The sequence below is a fragment of the Corynebacterium tuscaniense DNF00037 genome (assembly GCF_000759055.1).
GTDB classification, from domain to species: Bacteria; Actinomycetota; Actinomycetes; order Mycobacteriales; family Mycobacteriaceae; genus Corynebacterium; species Corynebacterium tuscaniense.
On sequence record NZ_JRNG01000011.1, the window covers coordinates 64,354 to 82,736 of the forward strand.

Genomic DNA, 18,383 nt, shown 5'->3' on the forward strand with positions numbered 1-18,383 from the left:
TGGGAGGCATGGTTACTTTTCTTGCGGCCCTCTTTGCGCCGCTGTTCCTTGCGCTCTTCATCGTGCTGATGGAGCGGCTTGAAACCGCAGTGGTGAACCCCCAAGACTAAATCCAGCTACCCTAACCTGTATCTACTTTTCCGGGGAAAAATTTTCAGGAAAGCCCCAGAAACACGCACGAAAGCACGTGTACACGATTCTGGACGTGCTACTCTAGTGATTATTGTGACTTGGGGCGCGAACTAGGTCATGGGTGACCAACTCCACAGCGCCCTGGAGTCGCTCACTTATGACCCAGTGCCAACGCAACCAAGGAGGAGAAGCGATGGAAAGTGTACAGGACACACTGGCGCGCGCCGGCATCTTCCAGGGCGTCGACCCTGATGCGGTAGTCAACCTCATCAGCGACATGCAAGCGGAAACATTCCCCCGCGGTACCACCATTTTTGATGAGGGTGAACCCGGGAACACCCTGTACATCATCGTCGACGGCAAAGTGAAGCTTGCCCGTCACGCACCTGATGGTCGCGAAAACCTTCTGTCCGTCATGGGCCCCTCTGACATGTTCGGCGAACTGTCCATCTTTGATCCCGGCCCACGCACGTCTTCCGCCGTGTGCGTAACCGAGGTAACCACCGCCACGATGGACTCGGAGATGCTCAAGAAGTGGATCGCTGACCACCCGGAGATCTCCCAACAGCTCCTCCGCGTACTGGCCCGTCGCCTGCGCCGCACCAATGCTTCGCTGGCAGACCTCATCTTCACCGACGTGCCAGGCCGCGTGGCCAAAACCCTACTTCAGCTGGCTAACCGCTTCGGCGTCCAAGAGGGTGGCGCGCTGCGCGTCAACCACGACCTCACCCAGGAAGAGATCGCCCAACTCGTTGGTGCGTCCCGCGAAACCGTGAACAAGGCCCTGGCCACCTTCGCCCAGCGCGGCTGGATCCGCCTCGAAGGCAAGTCCGTGGTCATCGTGGACACGGAACACCTCGCACGCCGCGCACGCTAGCGCTACACGGGCGACGCGCTCGGCCCGAGGGTCCTGCCCTCGGCTCCCGGAAACACGACAGCCACCCAGCAAAACCCAGGAAATGATACCGACTCTCCAGAGTTGGTATCACGAGCCTGGGGCAGCGGGTGGCTGAATTTCAGTTCGGGCGGGTGTGGCTTACTTCTTACCGTCAAGGTAACGCAGAGCCACGCGCGTGGACTGCTCAGCAGCACCGCGCAGAACCGGATCTACGTCGTCATACATGGCGTCCACCAATTCCGTGATGGACAGGTCATTTCCGTGTTCCTCACGGACCTTGCGGATCTGATCCAGGCGGTACTCGCGGCGGTCAATGTACTTGCGGGCAAACTCGGCCAGATTTTCCCCATCAGGACCGTGCCCCGGCAGCAGCGGGATACCCGCTCCATCCTCCTCAAGTTTGGACAAGGACTCAAGGTAATCACCCAAGTCACCGTCCGTCTCCGAGATCATAGTGGTGTGACGGCCAGCGATCGTGTCACCGGTGACAATGCCCTCGAGTACTGAATCTGGGCTGTTCGGATCACCGGAGTAAATGTAGAAACACACGCAGTCAGCCGTGTGACCTGGGGTGTGCACCACCTTGATCTGCGGGGTGACGCCGTCGACCTTGATGATCTCACCGTCTTCCAAAGGTTCTTCACCGTCGGAGCAGTATTGCTCATCAAAAGCACGAATTGGGGCTCCGGTGAGCTGGCGGAAGCGCGCGGCACCGTCCGCATGGTCATGGTGCCGGTGCGTCAGAAGGATGAGTGCAACCTTGTCGGCCTTAGACTGCACAACGTTAAGGTGCCCCTCGTCCTCCGGGCCGGGATCAATCACGATGGAGAACTCATCCTCCGGGGCGCGAATCACCCAAGTATTAGTACCCTCCAACGCGGCATAGCTGGGGTTCGGTGCCAAGACCACACCAGCGGAGGGAGTCACTGGACGCAGCTGGCTATAAGCAGGATGCTTCATGTACTCCACCCTACCGCTTCACCTATTGAAGCGACGAAGATCTGCGGCTAGCGCACCTCAACAACCAGTTCAACCTCAACCGGAGCATTCAAGGGAAGCGCAGCAACACCAACGGCGGAGCGAACATGAGCACCGCTTTCGCCGAAGATCTCCCCTATCAATTCGGAAGCACCGTTGATCACGGCTGGCTGCCCATAGAAGTCAGGGGCGGATGCCACATAGCCCACAACCTTGAGCACACGCACAACACGGTCCAGGCCAACCTCGGCATGAACAGCTGCCAGCGCGTTGAGCACGGCGGTGCGCGCAAAGCCATAAGCTTCTTCGTCAGTTACCTCCGCACCGACCTTGCCAGTTGCTGGCAGGGCACCATCGACGAACGGCAACTGGCCTGATGTCCATACCTGATTGTCTACTTTTGTGGCCGGCACATAGGCCGCAACAGGTGCAGCAACAGCAGGGAGAGTAAGGCCCAATTCCATGATACGTTCAAGCGCTCCCATGGTTTAGAGCTCCCGCTTCATGTAAGCAACCATGTTCTCCGGGTTCGGGCCAGGAGTAACAGTGACAAGCTCCCAACCTTCTTCACCCCACGTATCCAGGATCTGCTTGGTGGCATGAGACAACAGTGGCACAGTGACGTATTCCCATTTCTTCATGGCCACCACACTACCGGTGCGCTCCGCCCCATATCCGAATCGAACGGCTGATCCCATTGTTCACCGGAAATGTCACGCCCCTCCACTAACTTGACATTTGTCAGAACAAGGATCGGCCTGAGGAATGGCGAACATGAGCTATCAGTCGGGATACGCGGTAGTGGACTTGGAGACCACGGGGTTTTCCCACCGTGATCGAATCATTGAAATTGGAGTGGTGCTGCTGGACTCCCATCTTGTGTTTGAGAGCACTTGGGAGACCCTCATCCAGCCACTGCGCGACATCGCGAATTCGGAGATTCACCAGATCACAGCAACGGATGTGGTGGATGCGCCTACTTTCGCGGACGTCGCAAAGCACTTGGGCGCTGTTCTCAATGGACGCGCCCTAGTTGCGCACAATGCGTCCTTCGAGCAGCGTTTCCTTGCGCACGAGTTCGAACGAGCTGGCGTTGCAGCAGGCCTGCCTTATCAATGGATGGACACGATGCACCTGGCCAGCCATTATCTCGGGGTGAAGAAGTTAGCGGACGCCCTCAGCAGAACCGGAATCCACAATGATTTCCCCCACTCCGCCTTGGGCGATGCGCAGGCAACAGCCAAGCTTTTCACCTACTTCGCCACACAGCACGAAGCCCCCATCGCAGGTTTCCCAGCTGCGCTTTTCACTACTCCCCCAGCATCCCGGGTTAATCTCTGCCCGCGCGGCAGCGTAGGGGGTGAGGGCGCGTGGGTACAAAAGCTTTTTCAGGTGCTCCCGACGAGCGGGCACAAGAACGAGGAGCGTACCGCAGGCGTGATCGCGCTGGCGCAGACGCTGCTGGGCAAATAACTGGGGCGCCTACAGGCCGATGACCTCCCGGCCAGATTTGAGGTGCTCCGCCCAGTTGGTTACCTCAGGGTTCTTGCGCAGAACGGCGCGGCGCTGACGTTCGGTCAGACCACCCCACACGCCGAATTCAACCTTGTTGTCCAGCGCGTCAGCGCGGCATTCCAACAGCACAGGGCATCCGCGGCAGATGGCGGCAGCTTTGCGCTGCTCCGCGCCACGGACAAAGAGTGCGTCTGGGTCGCCCTGACGGCATACTGCCTGGGTAACCCATTCCCCACGCTCAAAGGTGTCCACCGAGTCATTCGGTTGCTGTTGCTGGCCGGGGTAACCAGTGGTAGAAGACGGCTTGGCCGGACGTACTAGCTTTGTCCGCTCCTTAAGAGGCGCGGTGGCAACTCCAAGAGTGCGGTTACTGATCGTCGTGGTCACAGCTATCTCCTTCGCAAACGTCTTAAAGACTCAAATAGTTTTCAATACGTAGAAATCTATGCGACGTTGTTTTGTAAGTCTAATCACGCGATTTTAAAACTGTCGATTAGATCACACGCACGGGGGTAGGTGAAGATTCCGCTTCACATACTCACGCCGTAGTGTATGAGGAGTGTCATCACTAGGTTCGCTAGGAAAAGTTTTCGTCGGTGCCGTGGCCGCGGGTCTCGTCACCGTGCTCGGCCTTGCCCCCGTTGTGGGGATCAGCGGTACTGCGGTCAACCGTGTGAATTCGACGATGCAATCCAACCTCGCGGAGCTCACAGACGGATCTGCCCCCGGGGTAACCACCATCACCGATAAGAACGGCGACCCGATGGCGTGGATTTTCACCCAGCGCCGCTACGAGGTCGCTCCGGATGAGATCAGCCAGGCTGCCAAGGATGCGCTCGTTGCTATTGAGGACAGGCGCTTCTACGAGCACGAGGGCGTGGATATGCAAGGCTTTGCACGCGCAATCGTGGCCAATGTCCTCGCAGGTGGGGTGGCTGAGGGTGCATCCACGATCAACCAGCAATACGTGAAAAATTACCTGCTGCTTGTCGCCGCTGAGAATCCGGAGGAGCAAAGCGCCGCCGTCGAACAGTCCCTCCCCCGCAAGCTGCGCGAAATGCGCATGGCCTCTGATTTGGACAAGAAGCTGCCTAAAGAAGAGATCCTGGCGCGCTACTTAAATTTAGTGTCTTTTGGCAACCACGCTTTTGGCATTGAGGCCGCCGCCCGTACCTACTTTGATACTTCGGCGGCTGAGCTGACGGTTCCGCAGGCAGCAATGCTGGTGGGCATGCTACAGTCCTCCGAGATGCTCAACCCGTACACCAACCCGGAGGGCGCCACGGAGCGCCGCAACACAGTACTGCAGGCCATGGTGGGCTCGGGCTACCTCGCCCAGGCGGAGGCTGACCGTTTCGCGGGGGAGCCACTGGGGGTTTTGGATCAGCCTGCACTCCTCCCCCGCGGCTGCATCGCCGCTGGTGATGCTGGTTTCCTGTGTGATTACGCACTGCGCTATCTGAGCAGCAAGGGCTTGCCCATGGAAGAACTCGAGCGGGGCGGCTACACCATCACCACCACTCTCGACCCGCAGGTCCAAGCCATCGCCCGTGAGGCCGCGGCCGGGGCAGTCAACCCCAGCCAGCAGGGTGTGGCCGAGGTGATTAATGTGGTTGAACCCGGTGAGGATTCTCGCCGGATCTTGGCTATGACCTCCTCCCGTGGCTACGGCCTCAACCAAGAAGTGGGTGAGACCGTCTTGCCTCAAACTTCCACCATGGTGGGCAATGGTGCTGGCTCGGTGTTCAAGATCTTCACCGCTGCCGCCGCATTGGAGAAGGGCTATAACCTTGAGTCTGAACTTGATGTTCCTACCCGTGCTGTGGTGTACGGCATGGGTGAAGGTGGCGCCCGGAACTGCCCAGCGGGTGCTTACTGTGTTGAAAACGCCGGCTCGTACGCCCCCAAGCTGACGTTGCGGGATGCGTTGGCGCAGTCGCCGAACACATCCTTTGTGGAGCTTATTGAGGACGTGGGCGTCGAAGAAACCGTGGACATGGCTGTGCGCCTTGGCTTGCGCTCCTATGAGGACGCCGGCACTTTCGATGGTGAGAGTTCCATCGCGGATTATTTCCGCCAACACAACCTGGGTTCTTTCACCCTTGGCCCCACCCCAGTGAATCCGCTGGAGCTGTCCAATGTGGGGGCAACGCTGGCGTCTAAGGGAATGTGGTGTGAGCCGAGCCCAGTGGAGAAGGTTGTGGACCGCCAAGGGGAAGAAGTGTTTATTGATCGCCCCCAGTGCCAGCAGGCGGTATCTGAAGACCTCGCCGCAGGTCTCGCTGGCGGCATGGCTGAGGACGCTGTTTCCGGCACAGCCAAGGATGCCGCCGGGGCAAATGGCTGGAGCGGGCCGGTGGCCGCGAAGACGGGTACGACAGAATCACACCAGTCATCCGCTTTCCTTGGCTTCAACAATGGATTCGCTGCTGCCACATACATCTATAACGACGGCACTCAAACCACCCCGCTGTGTACTGGCCCGGTACGCCAGTGCTCCAGCGGGACCTTGTTCGGTGGCCATGAGGCGGCTCATTCCTGGTTCGCCATGGCTACCCGCGCCGGCGTGCAAGATGCCGGTCTGCCTGCTCCGAGTGCCCTATTTGACCCCTCCGCACGCAAGGAATTGCTCAAGCGCGCCGTGGGTATGCACAAGGATGAGGCCCGCGCCATGCTGGAAGACGCTGGCTTCCGAGTCCGCGAAACCATGACCTCAGGCACAGGTAAACCCCGCGATGAAGTGGTGAATACCCGCTCTGTTTCGGACCCGGGACCGAACTCAACCATCACTCTGGTTCTGGCGGATGGCTCCCCCTCCCGCGAGGATTCCCGCCGCGACCGGACGGATGAGGAAGATGCCCCCACCTTCAACCGCGAGGAGTTTGAGCAGGAGTTGGACCGTTTCGCGGACAGCCTCGCAGACCTCTTCGGCTAAAGGTGCTTAGGCCAGGCGCTCCCGCACTGCCGTAGACAGGCGCTTTCCGTCCGCGCGGCCAGCTGCCTTCTCCGTAGCCAGCTTCATCACCTGCCCCATCTCCTTCATGGAGGTGGCGCCGGTTTCGGCCACGGCAGCGTCGATAAGCTGAGCAACCTCTTCATCGCTGAGCTGTTCTGGCTGGTAATCCTCGAGCACGGCGACCTCGGAGAGCTCCGTCTCCGCAAGATCCTCGCGGTTGTTTTGCGTGTAGATCTCAGCGGATTCGCGGCGCTTCTTAATTTCACGCGCGATGATCTTCAGCACCTCATCATCCGTGAGCTCGTGCTTCGTGCCTTCCGTCTCCTCAGTCTGAATCGCCGCGAGCAGCATACGAATCGCACCAACGCGGGTCTTATCCTTCGCTTTCATTGCTTCTTTGAGGTCGGCGGAGATCTTCAATTTCAGTTCACTCATGGTCCCGAGAGTAGTCTTGGGCGAATGAGGAAGCGACTGGCACAAGTAGCCCGCGTGGGCGCAGGACTCGCAGGTCTCGGCGCGGTGGTATTCGCGTTCGGCGTGAGTGAACTAACAAAATTCCAGCTCAAAACGTACGAGCTACCCATTCTTCCGCCCGGCACGTTGCCGCGCAATCCGCTTATCGACGCCTCACAGCCCCCCGCCTTCACCCTCCTCCACCTCTCCGACCTCCACATGATCCCGGGGCAAAAAACCAAGGTGGAGTGGGTCAGCGCCCTCGATGCGCTGAACCCGGATCTGGTGGTGAACACCGGTGACAACCTGTCCGATGAGCGCGCCGTCCCCGACGTACTCAATGCCCTTGGCCCACTCCTAGACCGCCCCGGCGTCTTCGTCTTTGGCACCAATGACTACTGGGCCCCACGCATGGTCAATCCTTTGCAGTACCTGCTGGACCAAAAGCGTGAACCCTCCTATGTGGATCTGCCGTGGAAGGGGATGCGCGCCGCCTTCATCGAACACGGCTGGCAAGACGCCACCCACGCCCGCTTAGAGTTCAAGGCCGGTGGCCTAAAACTTGCCGTCACCGGCACCGATGACGCCCACCACGACTTCGACGACTACGACTCCGTCGCCGGTGCCCCCAACCCTGCCGCTGATCTAGCCATCGGCGTCACCCACGCCCCCTACCGCCGTGTCCTCGACCGCTTTGAGGCCGATGGCTACGACCTGACCCTCGCCGGCCACACCCACGGCGGACAAATCTGCCTGCCCGGCGGCCACGCCCTAGTCACCAACGCGGACATTGACCGGGGGCGTGCCTCGGGCCTCCACCGCTACGGCACAATGTGGCTGGAAGTATCCAACGGCCTAGGTACCTCCAAGTTCGCCCCAGTGCGACTGTTTTGTCGCCCATCCGCCAGCCTCATCCGGATCACCGAACGCCCGGAATAGCTTTTCCTCAACCGCCCCAAAACATTCCAAGCTGGCGTTTTGGCAGTATCCCCACCGTGGACTAGAGTATCCCGAGTACCACACCACGGCCCCGGCCGTGGTTCTGATACACCGGGATATGGCGCAGCTTGGTAGCGCGCTTCGTTCGGGACGAAGAGGTCGCAGGTTCAAATCCTGTTATCCCGACCACTCAAGCCCCCTCGTTGAGGGGGCTTACTTCTTCCTTGTCCGTCTGGGGGTTAAGGGTCAAGAACAATGAAGGGCACCGCTGGGAGTAGCGGCGCCCTTCATCTGCCCCTGTCCCTGAAAGGAAACAGCTGTCAGTTCGTCTCATGCTACGAACTGACACACTCTTTTTACCATCCCTCCGGCCAATTAGTCACACTTCCCGCCTTTTCTGGGATTCGCCACAATCTCCTTAGGTAGTGAAAAGTTTCATTGGCGGCCTAAGCGTGAGCGCCACGAGTGGTTGCCCTTGGGTGAGGGTGATTCGCGTTGGTCTTTCACCTGGTTTTCTGCGTCATACCCGTAGTCATCCACGTAGTCATCCGCATCATCCTCGGGGTAATCATCGGAGTAGTCATCGTAGAACTCCTCATAGTCCCCGCCAAGGCTTCCGCCCACCGCGCGTGTGGTCATGGCCACGGCGGCGGCACCCAACAGGGCGAGGAAGGCACTCATTACCAGGCCAGACCACATGGCGATGGCGGAGCCTTGGTTGCCAGCGGAGGAGATAGCCGCCGTTGACCAGTGCATGGGCAGTGCGGAGGAGATGGTGCGCCACGGCAAGCCAACGTTGCCGGTAGCGGCGGTGGACCACACCCAGCCGACGATGGCCATCTGCAGGAGACCAAAGATACCGGCAACGGCGGTGCCGCCGGTGCGGCCGAAGGAGGAGCGAACGATCCAGGTGAAGCCGGCGGAGGCGAGGGTAACAAGTGCGAGAGCAAGACCGCTGACGGCCAGGGCAAGAACGCTGAGGTTCGTCCCCAGAATGCCCACGAGAATGAGACCAGCGGCGGTAATGAACGCTGTGCCCACACCGAGGGTGAGCCAGCGGTTTCGGCCACGCACGGCGTAGGCGGCCAGGGCGAGTGCTACACCAGCGACGACGGCCAGTGCGCTCACCAGCATCGCGGCCAGTGGGGCGAGTGCGGAAGTCGGACCGTCGGTGTCGGCGCCATCACCGTTGGTTACTGGCGCGGGTGCCGGCATGGCGCGCTGCACGTCGCCGATGCGGTCCTGGGTGGTGTTGGCCATGTCGTCGATCTTGCTCACGCCGTCTACGAGTTCATCGATTCCGCCGGTGGCGTCGCCGACCTTGTTGTTCATCTCGTTCAAGCCATTGGCCAAGTCGCGGGCACCGTTGGTGACTGAGTAGATACCGTCGTGGTAGGCGTAGCCAGGCACGGAGAGCTGGTTGGCCAGTTCCCGGGAGCCGCTTTTGAGCTCGTCGAGCTGTTTGTGCATGTCTTGGGGAATTTCAGCGATTTCCACTTGGCCCCGCAGGCCCTCAAGCTGGTCGCGCAGGTCCATCACGTCTGGGTCGCGGGAGTTTTTGGTGCTGCGCAGGGTGCTGTCAATCGCGGAGAGAACCTGGCCGCGGACGGCATCAAACCCGACTACTTGGTCAACCGCGCCGCCGACGGAATCCGCCAGGCGGGTGGCACCATCCGCAAGCGCCCCGGTGCCGTTTTGTAGTTCAGTCATACCCTTGGACAATTGGTCCGCACCATCACGGGCGGCTTGGATGCCGTCGACGAGTTCACCGGAGCCGTCCTTGAGCTGCTCGGTACCATCGACGAGTTTCTGCGTTCCCTGAACAAGGAAGCTGGCCTGCGCCGCCGCATCACCTGCCGCGCGGCGCGCACCCACGAGCTGGTCCGGCCCGGCGTAGGCGGCGGGGGCACCCGTGGTTTGTTCAGAATTAGGGCTTGTCCACGTGGCGGCGGGGTTCATGGGAGAAATTGCCGCAACGACGAATACTACAAACGCAAGGACTACGTTCCACTTCATAGCGCAAAATGTAACGAATGTGACGGTTGCTTCTGGTGTGACACGCTGTTAGGAGGGGCGTCGATAAGCAAAAAGCAACTGAGCCGTCCACCGGCGCACCTGATACGTTGGATGACATCCCATGGGTGGGCTTACCCGCGCACCCGTAACCAGAAATACCCCGTGCCTATGGCTCTTCTTATTGTTCTAGGGATCGTTGCTGCGTCTGTGGTTGCGTCCCCGGTGCTGGTGCGCGCGGTGGATCGCAGGGCTGGTTGGGTCCTGGGTCCCGTCATGCTCATCGCCGCCGGACTTCTCACGCGCGCTCTTAACGGCGCTGGTCCCCTCGTGTTTGAAACAACGTGGGCTGAAGATTTACTCGGCCCCGGAACCACCGTGGATATTGCGTTGCGCGCTGATGGGCTCAGTGCTTTCTTCGCGCTGCTCGCCTTGTGCATCGGTGGCATCGTGCTCATTTATTCGGCGGCGTACCTGCCCAAAAATGACGGCAATACGAGCTTTTACACCATCATGACGGCCTTCACACTGTCGGTGCTACTGCTCGTGCTTGCAGACGATGTGGTGCTCCTCTTCATCGGCTGGGAGCTTGTGTCCATCGCGTCCTTCCTGCTCATCGCCCGGTCAGGCTCATCGGGCGAGGCCGGTTCTTTCCGCACTCTTGCGCTGACCTTCTTTGGCGGTCTGACGCTGCTAGCGGGGTTGGCTATTGCCGCGGTGACCACGGGCACGACCCGCTTGAGCGAGATCCTCGCTGCGGATGTGTGGCAGCAAGACAGCAAGATCGTCACCGGCGTGGCAGTGCTCATTGCCATCTCCGGCTTCACCAAAGCCGCCCAGTTCCCTTTCCACTTCTGGCTGCCGGAGGCGATGGCGGCCGCTACGCCGGTGTCCGCGTTCCTGCACGCCGCCGCGGTGGTCAAGGCAGGTATCTACCTACTGTTGCGTTTCTCCACCATCTTTGCCGGCAACACCACCTGGAATGTCCTGCTGGTCACGGTGGGTCTGGGCACGGCACTCATGTCCGCGATCTTCGCCATCACGAAGACGGACCTGAAGCACCTCACCGCCTACTCCACGGTGTCTCACCTGGGCTGGATCGTCGCAGCTGTCGGCGTGGGCACCCCGTTCGCGCTTGCCGCAGCACTCGTGCACACGCTCGCGCACGCGCTGTTTAAGTCCTCCCTGTTCATGCTCATCGGCGTGATTGACCATGAGGCCGGCTCGCGCGACATCCGCCGCCTGGGTCGCATGTGGGACAAGATGCCGTTCACGTTCGGCTCCCTCGTCATCGCTGCCGCATCGATGGCCGCAATCCCGCCACTGTTCGGCTTCGTGTCCAAGGAATCCATCCTGGATGCGTTCCATTCCACCGCGTACGGCCCGCTGCTGCTCGCACTCGGTGGTCTCGCCGCGCTGTGCACCTTCGTGTACTCCGCCAAGATCGTCTTCGGCGCATTCATCGACGGCCCACGTGACATGTCCGATGTCCACGAAGCACCAACGTCCCTGTGGCTTCCGGCCGCGCTTCCCGGCTTGTTGTCGGTGCCTGCGGTTTTTGCACTTTCGCTTATCGACGGCCCTGTGACCCGCGCCGTTTCCTCCATCGCCCCCGCCGCCGGCTTTGAGTCCCACTTGGCTCTGTGGCACGGCGTGACCTGGCCGTTCATCGTGTCCATGGTGGTTCTTGTGGCGGGCATCGTGTTCCTCTTCGTGCGCAAACCGGTCTTTGCCGCACTGGAGAACAAGCAGCTCCTGCCGTTTACCGGCAATGATGTCCTGCATGGTGTGGTGAAAGGCTCCGAACGCATCGGGCGCGCAGCCGGCGCCATGGCAAATAGCTTCAACCCGTCCCGCCACCTCGTCTGGCTTGTGGCCGTCATCGTGACCATGGGTGCTGTGACCGCCCTGTTCACCACGGGTGTTGATGGTGTGGTCCCGGCCCCGCGAACGGACGGCCTGGATAACTACTGGGATCTCATCCCACTGACCATCATCGGCGTGTCTGTCTTTGGTCTGGTGACCACGAAGAAGCGCATGACCGCAGCCGTCTTGTTGGGCACCGCCGGCGTAGGCATGAGTTTGCAGATGCTGTTGCTCGGTGCGCCTGACGTGGCACTGACACAGTTCACGGTGGAGGCGCTAACCATCGTGGTGATCATGATGGTGCTGCGCTACCAGCCCCGCCTTTTCTCCGAAACCCCGCAGAAGCGAAAGGCGTTGTCCATGCTCTTCGCCGCTGTCGCTGGCGTTGTTGCGTTCCTTGGCGTGTATGGGCTCACGGGACGTCGGGAACGCTCTGACCTGGCCATGTGGTACCTGTCGGAGGGTGGCAAGCTCACGGGTGCGGACAATATCGTGGCCGTGATCATCGTTGAGTTCCGTGGTTTTGATACCTTGGGCGAGCTTTCCGTCCTGGGCATGGCTGCCGTGGTCATCGCCGCGGTCACCGCCTCGGTGCCACGCCATGACTTCCAGGACGGCACCCGGCCAGCACCTTTTGGCCAATCACGTTTGAACACGCTGCCACTGCGAAAAGTGGCCAAGCTGGTTACCCCAATCCTCATCGTGTTGTCCGTGCTCATCTTCTTCCGCGGTCACACTGCCCCGGGTGGTGGCTTCATCGCCGCACTTGTCCTGGCAACCGCCTTTGTGCTCAGCTACCTGTCCCAAAGCTCTGACCGCAATGCGGTGGGCCCCAAAACGCCGATCTACCTCACCGGCATTGGCATCATCGTGGCCATTTCTTCCGGCTTCCTCGGTTTCATCGAGGGCGGCTTCATGTACGCCATCCACGGTGAAATTGCCGGGGAGCACATGACCACCTCGCTGATCTTTGACGCCGGCATTTACCTTGCCGTCCTTGGCATGCTCACCATGGCCATTAACGGCATGGGTGGCTACCTGCGCCCCGGCGCGGACCGCGAACAGTTGGACTACCACCGCGACGGGCCCAACCCTCTGCCGGATGTGCCCGAGATTTCCACACCGGATGGGGCCGCGAAGGCCCACCCGAAGCCCATCAACCCGGCCGCGAAACCACTGGACTTGGCCAGCGCCATCGCGGCAGGATCGCGGAAAACCCCGAAGGGAGGAGCGAAATGATTTACGCAGTCACAGTTGGAATCCTCGTCGCCGGGGCGGTGTACTTGATCATGCAGCGTGGCATGGTGCGCATCATCTTCGGCATGTCTTTGCTTGGGCACGCCAGTAACTTGACGCTCCTGGCGGCCGGCAATGGTGCCTGGCGTGGGGAGGCTTTCCCCTCCCAGACCCCCATGGAACACATGTCGGACCCGCTGCCACAAGCCTTCGTGCTCACCGCGATTGTCATCGCCATGGCCACCACGACAATCCTGCTCCTGCTTGCCGCCCTGGGACGTGATGATGACACGATTGCGAACATCCTTGACGCAGACCAGGCCGCCAAGCTCGACCCGGACGCCCTCACCACCACCGGCCGCACGGCCCACAAGGGGGTGCGCGGCTAATGGCACCTGACGCGTTACTTCCTGTCTTCGTTGCACTGCCACTCATCGTTGCGGCAGTCACGGCGCTCTCACCCTGGCGCCTGCTTAACGACGCACTGTCCCTCCTCATCCCCACCATCAACCTCGCCGGTGGCATCTGGCTGTACTTCTACACCGCGCAGCACGGCACCATCGGCCACATCATTGGCCTCTACCAAGGAGGGGCGGGCATCGCCTTTGCCGGGGACCAATTCTCCGCCATCATGCTCATCACCACCATGCTGGTGGCTTTGATCTCCAACTGGTTCGCCATCGTCTCCGGTGAAATGAATGCGCGCTACTACACACCACTGACGCTGGTGCTCATCACCGGTGTTTCCGGAGCGCTGCTCACGGCGGATCTGTTCAACTTCTTCGTCATGATCGAGGTCATGCTGCTGCCCTCCTACGGCCTCATCGCCATGTCGGGCACCCGCCACCGCCTCCAATCCGCGCGCCTCTTTGTGCTGGTGAACCTCGCCGCGTCGACCTTCTTGGTCATGGGTGTCGGCTACGTTTACGCCGTCACCGGAGCTGTCAACATTGGTGCCCTCCAAGGCGCGGCCGCCGGCAACGGCCCCGTTACCGTCGCCATGTCCATCGTGGTTGCCGCCATCTGCGCGAAGGCCGCTGTGTTCCCGCTGCATACGTGGTTGCCGCGCACGTATACGTCGACAAGCGCTGCAGTGATGGGTCTGTTCTCAGGTCTGCACACAAAGGTCGCGGTGTACATGCTCTTCCGCATCTGGGTGGTCATTTTTGACATGGATGCGCGCTGGAACTGGCTCATCATCGGTGTGATGATCGTGTCCATGCTCATCGGCGCCTTCGCTGGTCTCGCGGAATCCACCATCCGCCAGGTACTCGGCTACCAGATGATCAACGGCATGCCGTTCATCCTCATCATGCTGGCATTCACGCAGGAAAACGCACGGTACGCACTCGCCGCCGGTCTCATGTACACCCTGCACCACATGATCACCATTGGCGCACTGACACTGAACTCCGGCGCAATCGAAGAAACCTACGGCACCGGCACACTATCCAAACTTTCCGGACTCGCCCGGCGCGACCCCATCACCGCCACGGTCTTCGCCGCCGGCGCATTCTCCGTCATCGGCTTCCCCCCATTTTCCGGCCTGTGGGGAAAACTCTCCCTCGTCTTCGCCGCCGCACGCCCCGGTGACCTCGCCTCCTGGGTGGTCATCGCCGCGATCATCGTCGCCTCCTTCGGCGCGATGCTGGCCATGTTCCGGGTCTGGCGCGAAGTGTTCTGGGGTCGCCCCATGGACCGGTTCCCGGAAAACTTGAGGGTGAGGGGGGCGCTTGTGGCACCGTCGATAAGCCTTATGCTCATCTCGCTCGGCATGTTCATCGCCGCCGGCCCACTGTGGGGCGCAACAACAGCCTCCATCGACGCGCTTCTCGACGTCCCCTCCTACACCTCCGCCGTCCTCGGCACCGCCCCCATCGGTGTGCCCGACACCGCAACCCTGCAAGGAGGCCACTAATGAACACCATCCTCCACGGCATCCGCTACTTCGCCTGGATAGTCAAAGAAATCATGGTCGCTGGATTCTCCACCGCACTCGCGGCATTCCGCGCGGACTCCGGCCTCCAACCCATCGTCATCTACTACCCCCTACGTGTGGACCGCGAATGGGAACTCTTCTGGTTCTCCACCTCCGTCACCGCCACCCCATCCACCTTGGCCATGGGCTTCCGCGACACCGGCGCTGGCAAACCACGCATCATGCTTGTCCAAGCCGCCTTCGGCTCCAACCCCGAAGACGTCATCGCTGGGCTTGCCGATATGGAAGAACACGTTGCCCCCCGCGTCAAAGACACCCCCATCGACCCCACTCAGGTCCTCTGGGAGTCCTACGAAGACCTGCGCGACGCTGCTAACCCCGACGCCGCCGACCCAGTCGATGCCGCTGACCAAGCCCGACGCGCGCGGCGTGCCCGGCGTTCTCGGCGTAGTGGGCTGGCTCAGAATGGAAGGAAGTGACCTGCACCATGTTTGAAACAATCCTCATCGGTGCCATCGTGATCATGGTGGCGTGCGTGATCATCGGGCTGGTAGCCATCCTGCGCGATAAAGACGAACTCAGCCGCGCCGTGCTGGCGGACTACATCTTCTACGGCGCGGTCTGCCTCTACTTCGTGTGGACCATCTTCAACGACACCTTCATCGGCTACGAAATAGCCATCCTCGCCGCACTCGTCTGCGGCGCGATCCCAACCTTGTCCATGTCCCGCATCATCTCGAGGGGGCGCCGCTAATGGCTCTCTGGCAGTTCATCGTCTTGTTCTTCGTGGCCATCGCCGTGTTCATGACCGTGGCCACCCTCATCCTCCAGCTCCGCGCCCCCAACGCACTGACCCGCGTGAACCTCATGGGTCCCCTGGTGTGCGTCGCCTTCCCAGCGCTGATCCTGGCCAAACTTACCGCCGACTGGGCCACCGACGGTTTCAACGCTGCGGACACCATCCGCGCTGGTATCGCCATTCTGGGCGTATGGATTGTCGGCTCCGTCGGCTCCTTTATCATGGGCCGCTCCATCCACGGCGTGACCGTAGTGGACCCCCGCTCCGCTGGCTAAGGTCAGGCACGAGGGCGCCCGACCAGCGCCCCGCCCCAAAGCTAAAACCCGCTTTCAAGACCCAGCTTATCGACGATTTTTGGCCAATAAGCGGGTTCTAGAAAGCGGGTTCTGTGTTAGGAAAGGGCCCCCGGGGGCGGGACCCTAAAGGGTCCTAGCCCTGCGCTGCGCGCTTCTGCGCCAGCACCTCACGCAGCTTGGTCTCCAGGTCAGCGTCCACGTTGCCCCAGTAAGCGAAGGTGCGCTCCTCAACGTCCTTGTCCTTGATGGGCAGCATCTTATTGGTCACGTTGTTGATGAAGCGCTCGCGAGCAGCATCATCGAAAACCTCGCGGTAGAGGGTGCCTGCCTGGCCGAAGTCATCATCCTCCGCGTGCTTGACGTAGGCGGCGCGAACCAGGTCCGTGCCGTGCGGATCCGGGTTGACGTAGAGGTCCTCAGCCTGACCATACGTGGTGTGGTTGGAGGAGGAATCCTCACCGTTGTCCAAGTAACCCGCTCCCTTATCCGTGCGATTCGGGGAGTAGTTCGGCTCGCCTTCATTGTTGAAGAAGTACGCCATCGGGCCACGCTCAGAGTAGGTGTTCACCGGAACGATCGGCTGGTTGACCGGAAGGTCCTTGTAGTTCGGCCCGATGCGGTAGCGGTGCTGGTCAGCGTAGGCGAAGACACGGCCCTGCAGCATGCGGTCCGGAGACAAACCAACACCCGGGACGAGGTTGGCTGGGTCAAGAGCCAGCTGCTCAATCTGAGCGTGGTAGTTCTTCGGGTTGCGGTTGAGGACGAAGTAGCCAACGTCGACAAGCGGGTAGTCCTTCTGCGACCAAGTCTTAGTCAGGTCGAACGGATTGAAACGGTAATTCTCCGCATCCTCGAACGGCATGATCTGAACCTTGACATCCCAGATCGGGTAGTCGCCGCGCTCAATGGCCTCGTAGAGGTCCTGGCGGTGGTAGTCAGCATTCTCACCAGCGACCTTAGCTGCCTCTTCGTCCGTGAAGCACTCCCAGCCCTGACGGGTCTTGAAGTGGTACTTAATCCACACTGCATCACCTTCAGCGTTGACCCACTGGAAAGTGTGGGAACCGAAACCGTCCTGGTGGCGGGAAGTCTTCGGGGTGCCACGGTCACCGAGAAGGTAGGTCACCTGGTGTGCGGTTTCCGGGGTGCGGGACCAGAAATCCCACTGCATTTCATCACTACGCAGACCGGATGCGGGATCGCGTTTCTGAGAGTGGATGAAGTCCGGGAACTTCACTGCGTCGCGAAGGAAGAACGTCGGGGTGTTGTTACCCACAATGTCGTAGTTGCCGTCCTCGGTCCAGAAACGCAAGGCGAATCCGTGGACGTCGCGCCAAGTGTCCGGGGAACCTGCCTCACCAGCAACGGTGGAAAAACGAGCCGCCATCGGGGTGACGGTGCCCGGCTGGAACAGCTTGGCCTTGGTGTACTTAGACACGTCCTCAGTAATGTGCAGCTCACCAAAAGCACCGTGGCCCTTGGCATGCGGAATGCGCTCGGGGACATTCTCACGGTTGAAGTGAGCAAGCTTTTCTACCAGATGGATGTCATCCAACAGGTTCGGCCCCTGCGGACCGGCGGTGATGGAGATATTTTCCGATGCGACGGGCTGGCCACCCAAGCGAGTGGTTTTGCCGTCACCGGCAGGGCGTTCACCCTTCTTCACAATGTCATCTACAGGTTTGTTGTCAGCCATTCGATGGGCCTCCTCGTTTGATCCAGGTTTCTTCACTGATGTGTCCGACACTACGCACGCTAACTGTGACCTTCAACCAATTTCGGCCGAAATCATTCCTTTGGCTGAGCCATCCAAAAGCCCCCCTATCATCTGGTCACATGCTTCACAGCGGAGAAATGTCGTTTTTCAGCAAGCGGTGGGATCAGGCTCGGATTCGAAGAGTGGGTCTTCCATATTCTTCGGAGGCCACTTTGCACTTCTTAATGCTCTCCTTCAGGAGACTTACGGCCGAAAAGTTGGCCCGCTAAACGACGATTCAATCCCCCATCCCCCCATAACCACGGCAACGACAGGCGGGACCAAGTAAACATCTTCTGTGCTGCCCCAATAGTGTTCTCCGGAGTCAGAAATAGCAGTTGCTGATATGGCACAATGCCGAATTGAATGATGTAGTGCCCTTGGTGTCGGAGCGCCCACACCCTGGTTGTCTGTTTTTGGCTGCCGGGGCTTTGGTGTTCGTAGGTTGGTGAGGTTATCCGGTTTGGCTATTGCCTCGAACGCCGATCAGCGAGCTGCGGTTTTGCGTAGCGTTCACCGTCATCGTCAAACCAGCTGTTTTTAGGCATGGCGAAAGACCAGCTATCGCTGGCTTTCGACATGGGGAGTGTCGTTTATCTGCCGTAAA

General features: G+C 60.4%; 17 protein-coding genes and 1 tRNA gene. 11 read left to right on the plus strand and 7 right to left on the minus strand.

The genetic code is table 11. The annotated features are described in order from the left end of the window. Positions 1 to 325 precede the first annotated feature (325 nt). A complete protein-coding gene (gene glxR / locus HMPREF2129_RS03445; protein WP_034663137.1) occupies positions 326 to 1,009 on the plus strand; it encodes a CRP-like cAMP-activated global transcriptional regulator GlxR in 684 nt (227 codons plus the stop codon). 159 nt (positions 1,010 to 1,168) lie between these two features. On the opposite strand, the gene HMPREF2129_RS03450 is transcribed toward glxR, so the two are convergent. From HMPREF2129_RS03450 to HMPREF2129_RS03460, 3 genes are read right to left on the minus strand one after another with little or no spacing between them, the layout of a single operon-like run. Beyond that, the gene (locus HMPREF2129_RS03450; RefSeq protein ID WP_034663140.1) at positions 1,169 to 1,990 is read right to left on the minus strand and encodes an MBL fold metallo-hydrolase; all 822 of its coding nucleotides are present in this window, start codon (positions 1,988 to 1,990) and stop codon (positions 1,169 to 1,171) included. 47 nt (positions 1,991 to 2,037) lie between these two features. Beyond that, positions 2,038 to 2,493, minus strand: coding sequence for a RidA family protein (locus tag HMPREF2129_RS03455; RefSeq protein WP_034663142.1), 456 nt, complete (start codon positions 2,491 to 2,493; stop codon positions 2,038 to 2,040). Between the two features lie 3 nt (positions 2,494 to 2,496). Continuing rightward, a complete protein-coding gene (locus HMPREF2129_RS03460; RefSeq protein ID WP_170253116.1) occupies positions 2,497 to 2,649 on the minus strand; it encodes a DUF4177 domain-containing protein in 153 nt (50 codons plus the stop codon). Positions 2,650 to 2,782: 133 nt separating this feature from the next. On the opposite strand from HMPREF2129_RS03460, the gene HMPREF2129_RS03465 reads away from it, so the two are divergent. Further along, positions 2,783 to 3,481 (plus strand): 3'-5' exonuclease, encoded by a 699-nt coding sequence (locus HMPREF2129_RS03465; RefSeq protein ID WP_156959228.1) that lies wholly within the window; start codon positions 2,783 to 2,785, stop codon positions 3,479 to 3,481. A 9-nt stretch (positions 3,482 to 3,490) separates the two neighbouring features. Here HMPREF2129_RS03465 and HMPREF2129_RS03470 read toward each other — a convergent pair whose 3' ends face one another. Then, a complete protein-coding gene (locus HMPREF2129_RS03470; protein WP_269544852.1) occupies positions 3,491 to 3,910 on the minus strand; it encodes a WhiB family transcriptional regulator in 420 nt (139 codons plus the stop codon). Positions 3,911 to 4,082: 172 nt separating this feature from the next. On the opposite strand from HMPREF2129_RS03470, the gene HMPREF2129_RS03475 reads away from it, so the two are divergent. Then, positions 4,083 to 6,458, plus strand: a complete 2,376-nt coding sequence (locus HMPREF2129_RS03475; RefSeq protein WP_034663147.1) for a transglycosylase domain-containing protein — start codon at positions 4,083 to 4,085, stop codon at positions 6,456 to 6,458. 6 nt (positions 6,459 to 6,464) lie between these two features. Here the strand turns inward: HMPREF2129_RS03475 and HMPREF2129_RS03480 are convergent, their stop codons facing one another. Then, complete coding sequence (locus tag HMPREF2129_RS03480; protein WP_034663150.1) at positions 6,465 to 6,914, minus strand: GatB/YqeY domain-containing protein; 450 nt, start codon at positions 6,912 to 6,914, stop codon at positions 6,465 to 6,467. A 24-nt stretch (positions 6,915 to 6,938) separates the two neighbouring features. On the opposite strand from HMPREF2129_RS03480, the gene HMPREF2129_RS03485 reads away from it, so the two are divergent. Beyond that, positions 6,939 to 7,871 carry a metallophosphoesterase gene (locus HMPREF2129_RS03485; protein WP_034663153.1) on the plus strand — a complete coding sequence of 311 codons (933 nt, stop codon included), beginning with the start codon at positions 6,939 to 6,941 and terminating at the stop codon, positions 7,869 to 7,871. A 112-nt stretch (positions 7,872 to 7,983) separates the two neighbouring features. Next, a tRNA-Pro gene (locus HMPREF2129_RS03490) sits at positions 7,984 to 8,060 on the plus strand. Positions 8,061 to 8,306: 246 nt separating this feature from the next. On the opposite strand, the gene HMPREF2129_RS03495 is transcribed toward HMPREF2129_RS03490, so the two are convergent. After that, on the minus strand, positions 8,307 to 9,887 hold the full coding sequence (locus HMPREF2129_RS03495; RefSeq protein ID WP_052092657.1) for an ABC transporter permease: 1,581 nt from the start codon (positions 9,885 to 9,887) through the stop codon (positions 8,307 to 8,309). Between the two features lie 168 nt (positions 9,888 to 10,055). Here HMPREF2129_RS03495 and HMPREF2129_RS03500 point away from each other — a divergent pair, with 168 nt between their 5' ends. Genes HMPREF2129_RS03500 through HMPREF2129_RS03525 form a run of 6 tightly spaced genes read left to right on the plus strand, consistent with a single transcriptional unit; the run spans position 10,056 to position 15,999 of the window. Further along, a complete protein-coding gene (locus tag HMPREF2129_RS03500) occupies positions 10,056 to 12,989 on the plus strand; it encodes a DUF4040 family protein (protein ID WP_034663221.1) in 2,934 nt (977 codons plus the stop codon). Further along, positions 12,986 to 13,375, plus strand: coding sequence for a cation:proton antiporter subunit C (locus HMPREF2129_RS03505; protein WP_034663156.1), 390 nt, complete (start codon positions 12,986 to 12,988; stop codon positions 13,373 to 13,375). The genes HMPREF2129_RS03500 and HMPREF2129_RS03505 overlap by 4 nt, the downstream gene beginning before the upstream one ends. Further along, positions 13,375 to 14,904, plus strand: coding sequence for a monovalent cation/H+ antiporter subunit D family protein (locus tag HMPREF2129_RS03510; RefSeq protein WP_034663157.1), 1,530 nt, complete (start codon positions 13,375 to 13,377; stop codon positions 14,902 to 14,904). Before HMPREF2129_RS03505 ends, HMPREF2129_RS03510 begins: the two co-directional genes overlap by 1 nt. After that, positions 14,904 to 15,404 (plus strand): monovalent cation/H+ antiporter subunit E, encoded by a 501-nt coding sequence (locus HMPREF2129_RS03515; RefSeq protein ID WP_084576496.1) that lies wholly within the window; start codon positions 14,904 to 14,906, stop codon positions 15,402 to 15,404. The genes HMPREF2129_RS03510 and HMPREF2129_RS03515 overlap by 1 nt, the downstream gene beginning before the upstream one ends. Before the next feature lie 8 nt (positions 15,405 to 15,412). Further along, positions 15,413 to 15,679, plus strand: a complete 267-nt coding sequence (locus HMPREF2129_RS03520; RefSeq protein ID WP_052092659.1) for a cation:proton antiporter — start codon at positions 15,413 to 15,415, stop codon at positions 15,677 to 15,679. Beyond that, the gene (locus HMPREF2129_RS03525) at positions 15,679 to 15,999 is read left to right on the plus strand and encodes a Na+/H+ antiporter subunit G (protein WP_034663159.1); all 321 of its coding nucleotides are present in this window, start codon (positions 15,679 to 15,681) and stop codon (positions 15,997 to 15,999) included. Before HMPREF2129_RS03520 ends, HMPREF2129_RS03525 begins: the two co-directional genes overlap by 1 nt. Positions 16,000 to 16,153: 154 nt before the next feature. Here the strand turns inward: HMPREF2129_RS03525 and HMPREF2129_RS03530 are convergent, their stop codons facing one another. Beyond that, on the minus strand, positions 16,154 to 17,716 hold the full coding sequence (locus HMPREF2129_RS03530) for a catalase (RefSeq protein WP_034663161.1): 1,563 nt from the start codon (positions 17,714 to 17,716) through the stop codon (positions 16,154 to 16,156). Positions 17,717 to 18,383 lie beyond the last annotated feature (667 nt).

Coding starts and splice junctions, on each gene's coding strand:
- HMPREF2129_RS03495 (WP_052092657.1), bottom strand. CDS start 9,887: ATGAAGTGGAACGTAGTCCTTGCGTTTGTAGTATTCGTCGTTGCGGCA.
- HMPREF2129_RS03455 (WP_034663142.1), bottom strand. CDS start 2,493: ATGGGAGCGCTTGAACGTATCATGGAATTGGGCCTTACTCTCCCTGCT.
- HMPREF2129_RS03480 (WP_034663150.1), bottom strand. CDS start 6,914: ATGAGTGAACTGAAATTGAAGATCTCCGCCGACCTCAAAGAAGCAATG.
- HMPREF2129_RS03530 (WP_034663161.1), bottom strand. CDS start 17,716: ATGGCTGACAACAAACCTGTAGATGACATTGTGAAGAAGGGTGAACGC.
- HMPREF2129_RS03525 (WP_034663159.1), top strand. CDS start 15,679: ATGGCTCTCTGGCAGTTCATCGTCTTGTTCTTCGTGGCCATCGCCGTG.
- HMPREF2129_RS03515 (WP_084576496.1), top strand. CDS start 14,904: ATGAACACCATCCTCCACGGCATCCGCTACTTCGCCTGGATAGTCAAA.
- glxR (WP_034663137.1), top strand. CDS start 326: ATGGAAAGTGTACAGGACACACTGGCGCGCGCCGGCATCTTCCAGGGC.
- HMPREF2129_RS03505 (WP_034663156.1), top strand. CDS start 12,986: ATGATTTACGCAGTCACAGTTGGAATCCTCGTCGCCGGGGCGGTGTAC.
- HMPREF2129_RS03500 (WP_034663221.1), top strand. CDS start 10,056: ATGGCTCTTCTTATTGTTCTAGGGATCGTTGCTGCGTCTGTGGTTGCG.
- HMPREF2129_RS03510 (WP_034663157.1), top strand. CDS start 13,375: ATGGCACCTGACGCGTTACTTCCTGTCTTCGTTGCACTGCCACTCATC.
- HMPREF2129_RS03465 (WP_156959228.1), top strand. CDS start 2,783: ATGAGCTATCAGTCGGGATACGCGGTAGTGGACTTGGAGACCACGGGG.
- HMPREF2129_RS03450 (WP_034663140.1), bottom strand. CDS start 1,990: ATGAAGCATCCTGCTTATAGCCAGCTGCGTCCAGTGACTCCCTCCGCT.
- HMPREF2129_RS03485 (WP_034663153.1), top strand. CDS start 6,939: ATGAGGAAGCGACTGGCACAAGTAGCCCGCGTGGGCGCAGGACTCGCA.
- HMPREF2129_RS03460 (WP_170253116.1), bottom strand. CDS start 2,649: ATGAAGAAATGGGAATACGTCACTGTGCCACTGTTGTCTCATGCCACC.
- HMPREF2129_RS03520 (WP_052092659.1), top strand. CDS start 15,413: ATGTTTGAAACAATCCTCATCGGTGCCATCGTGATCATGGTGGCGTGC.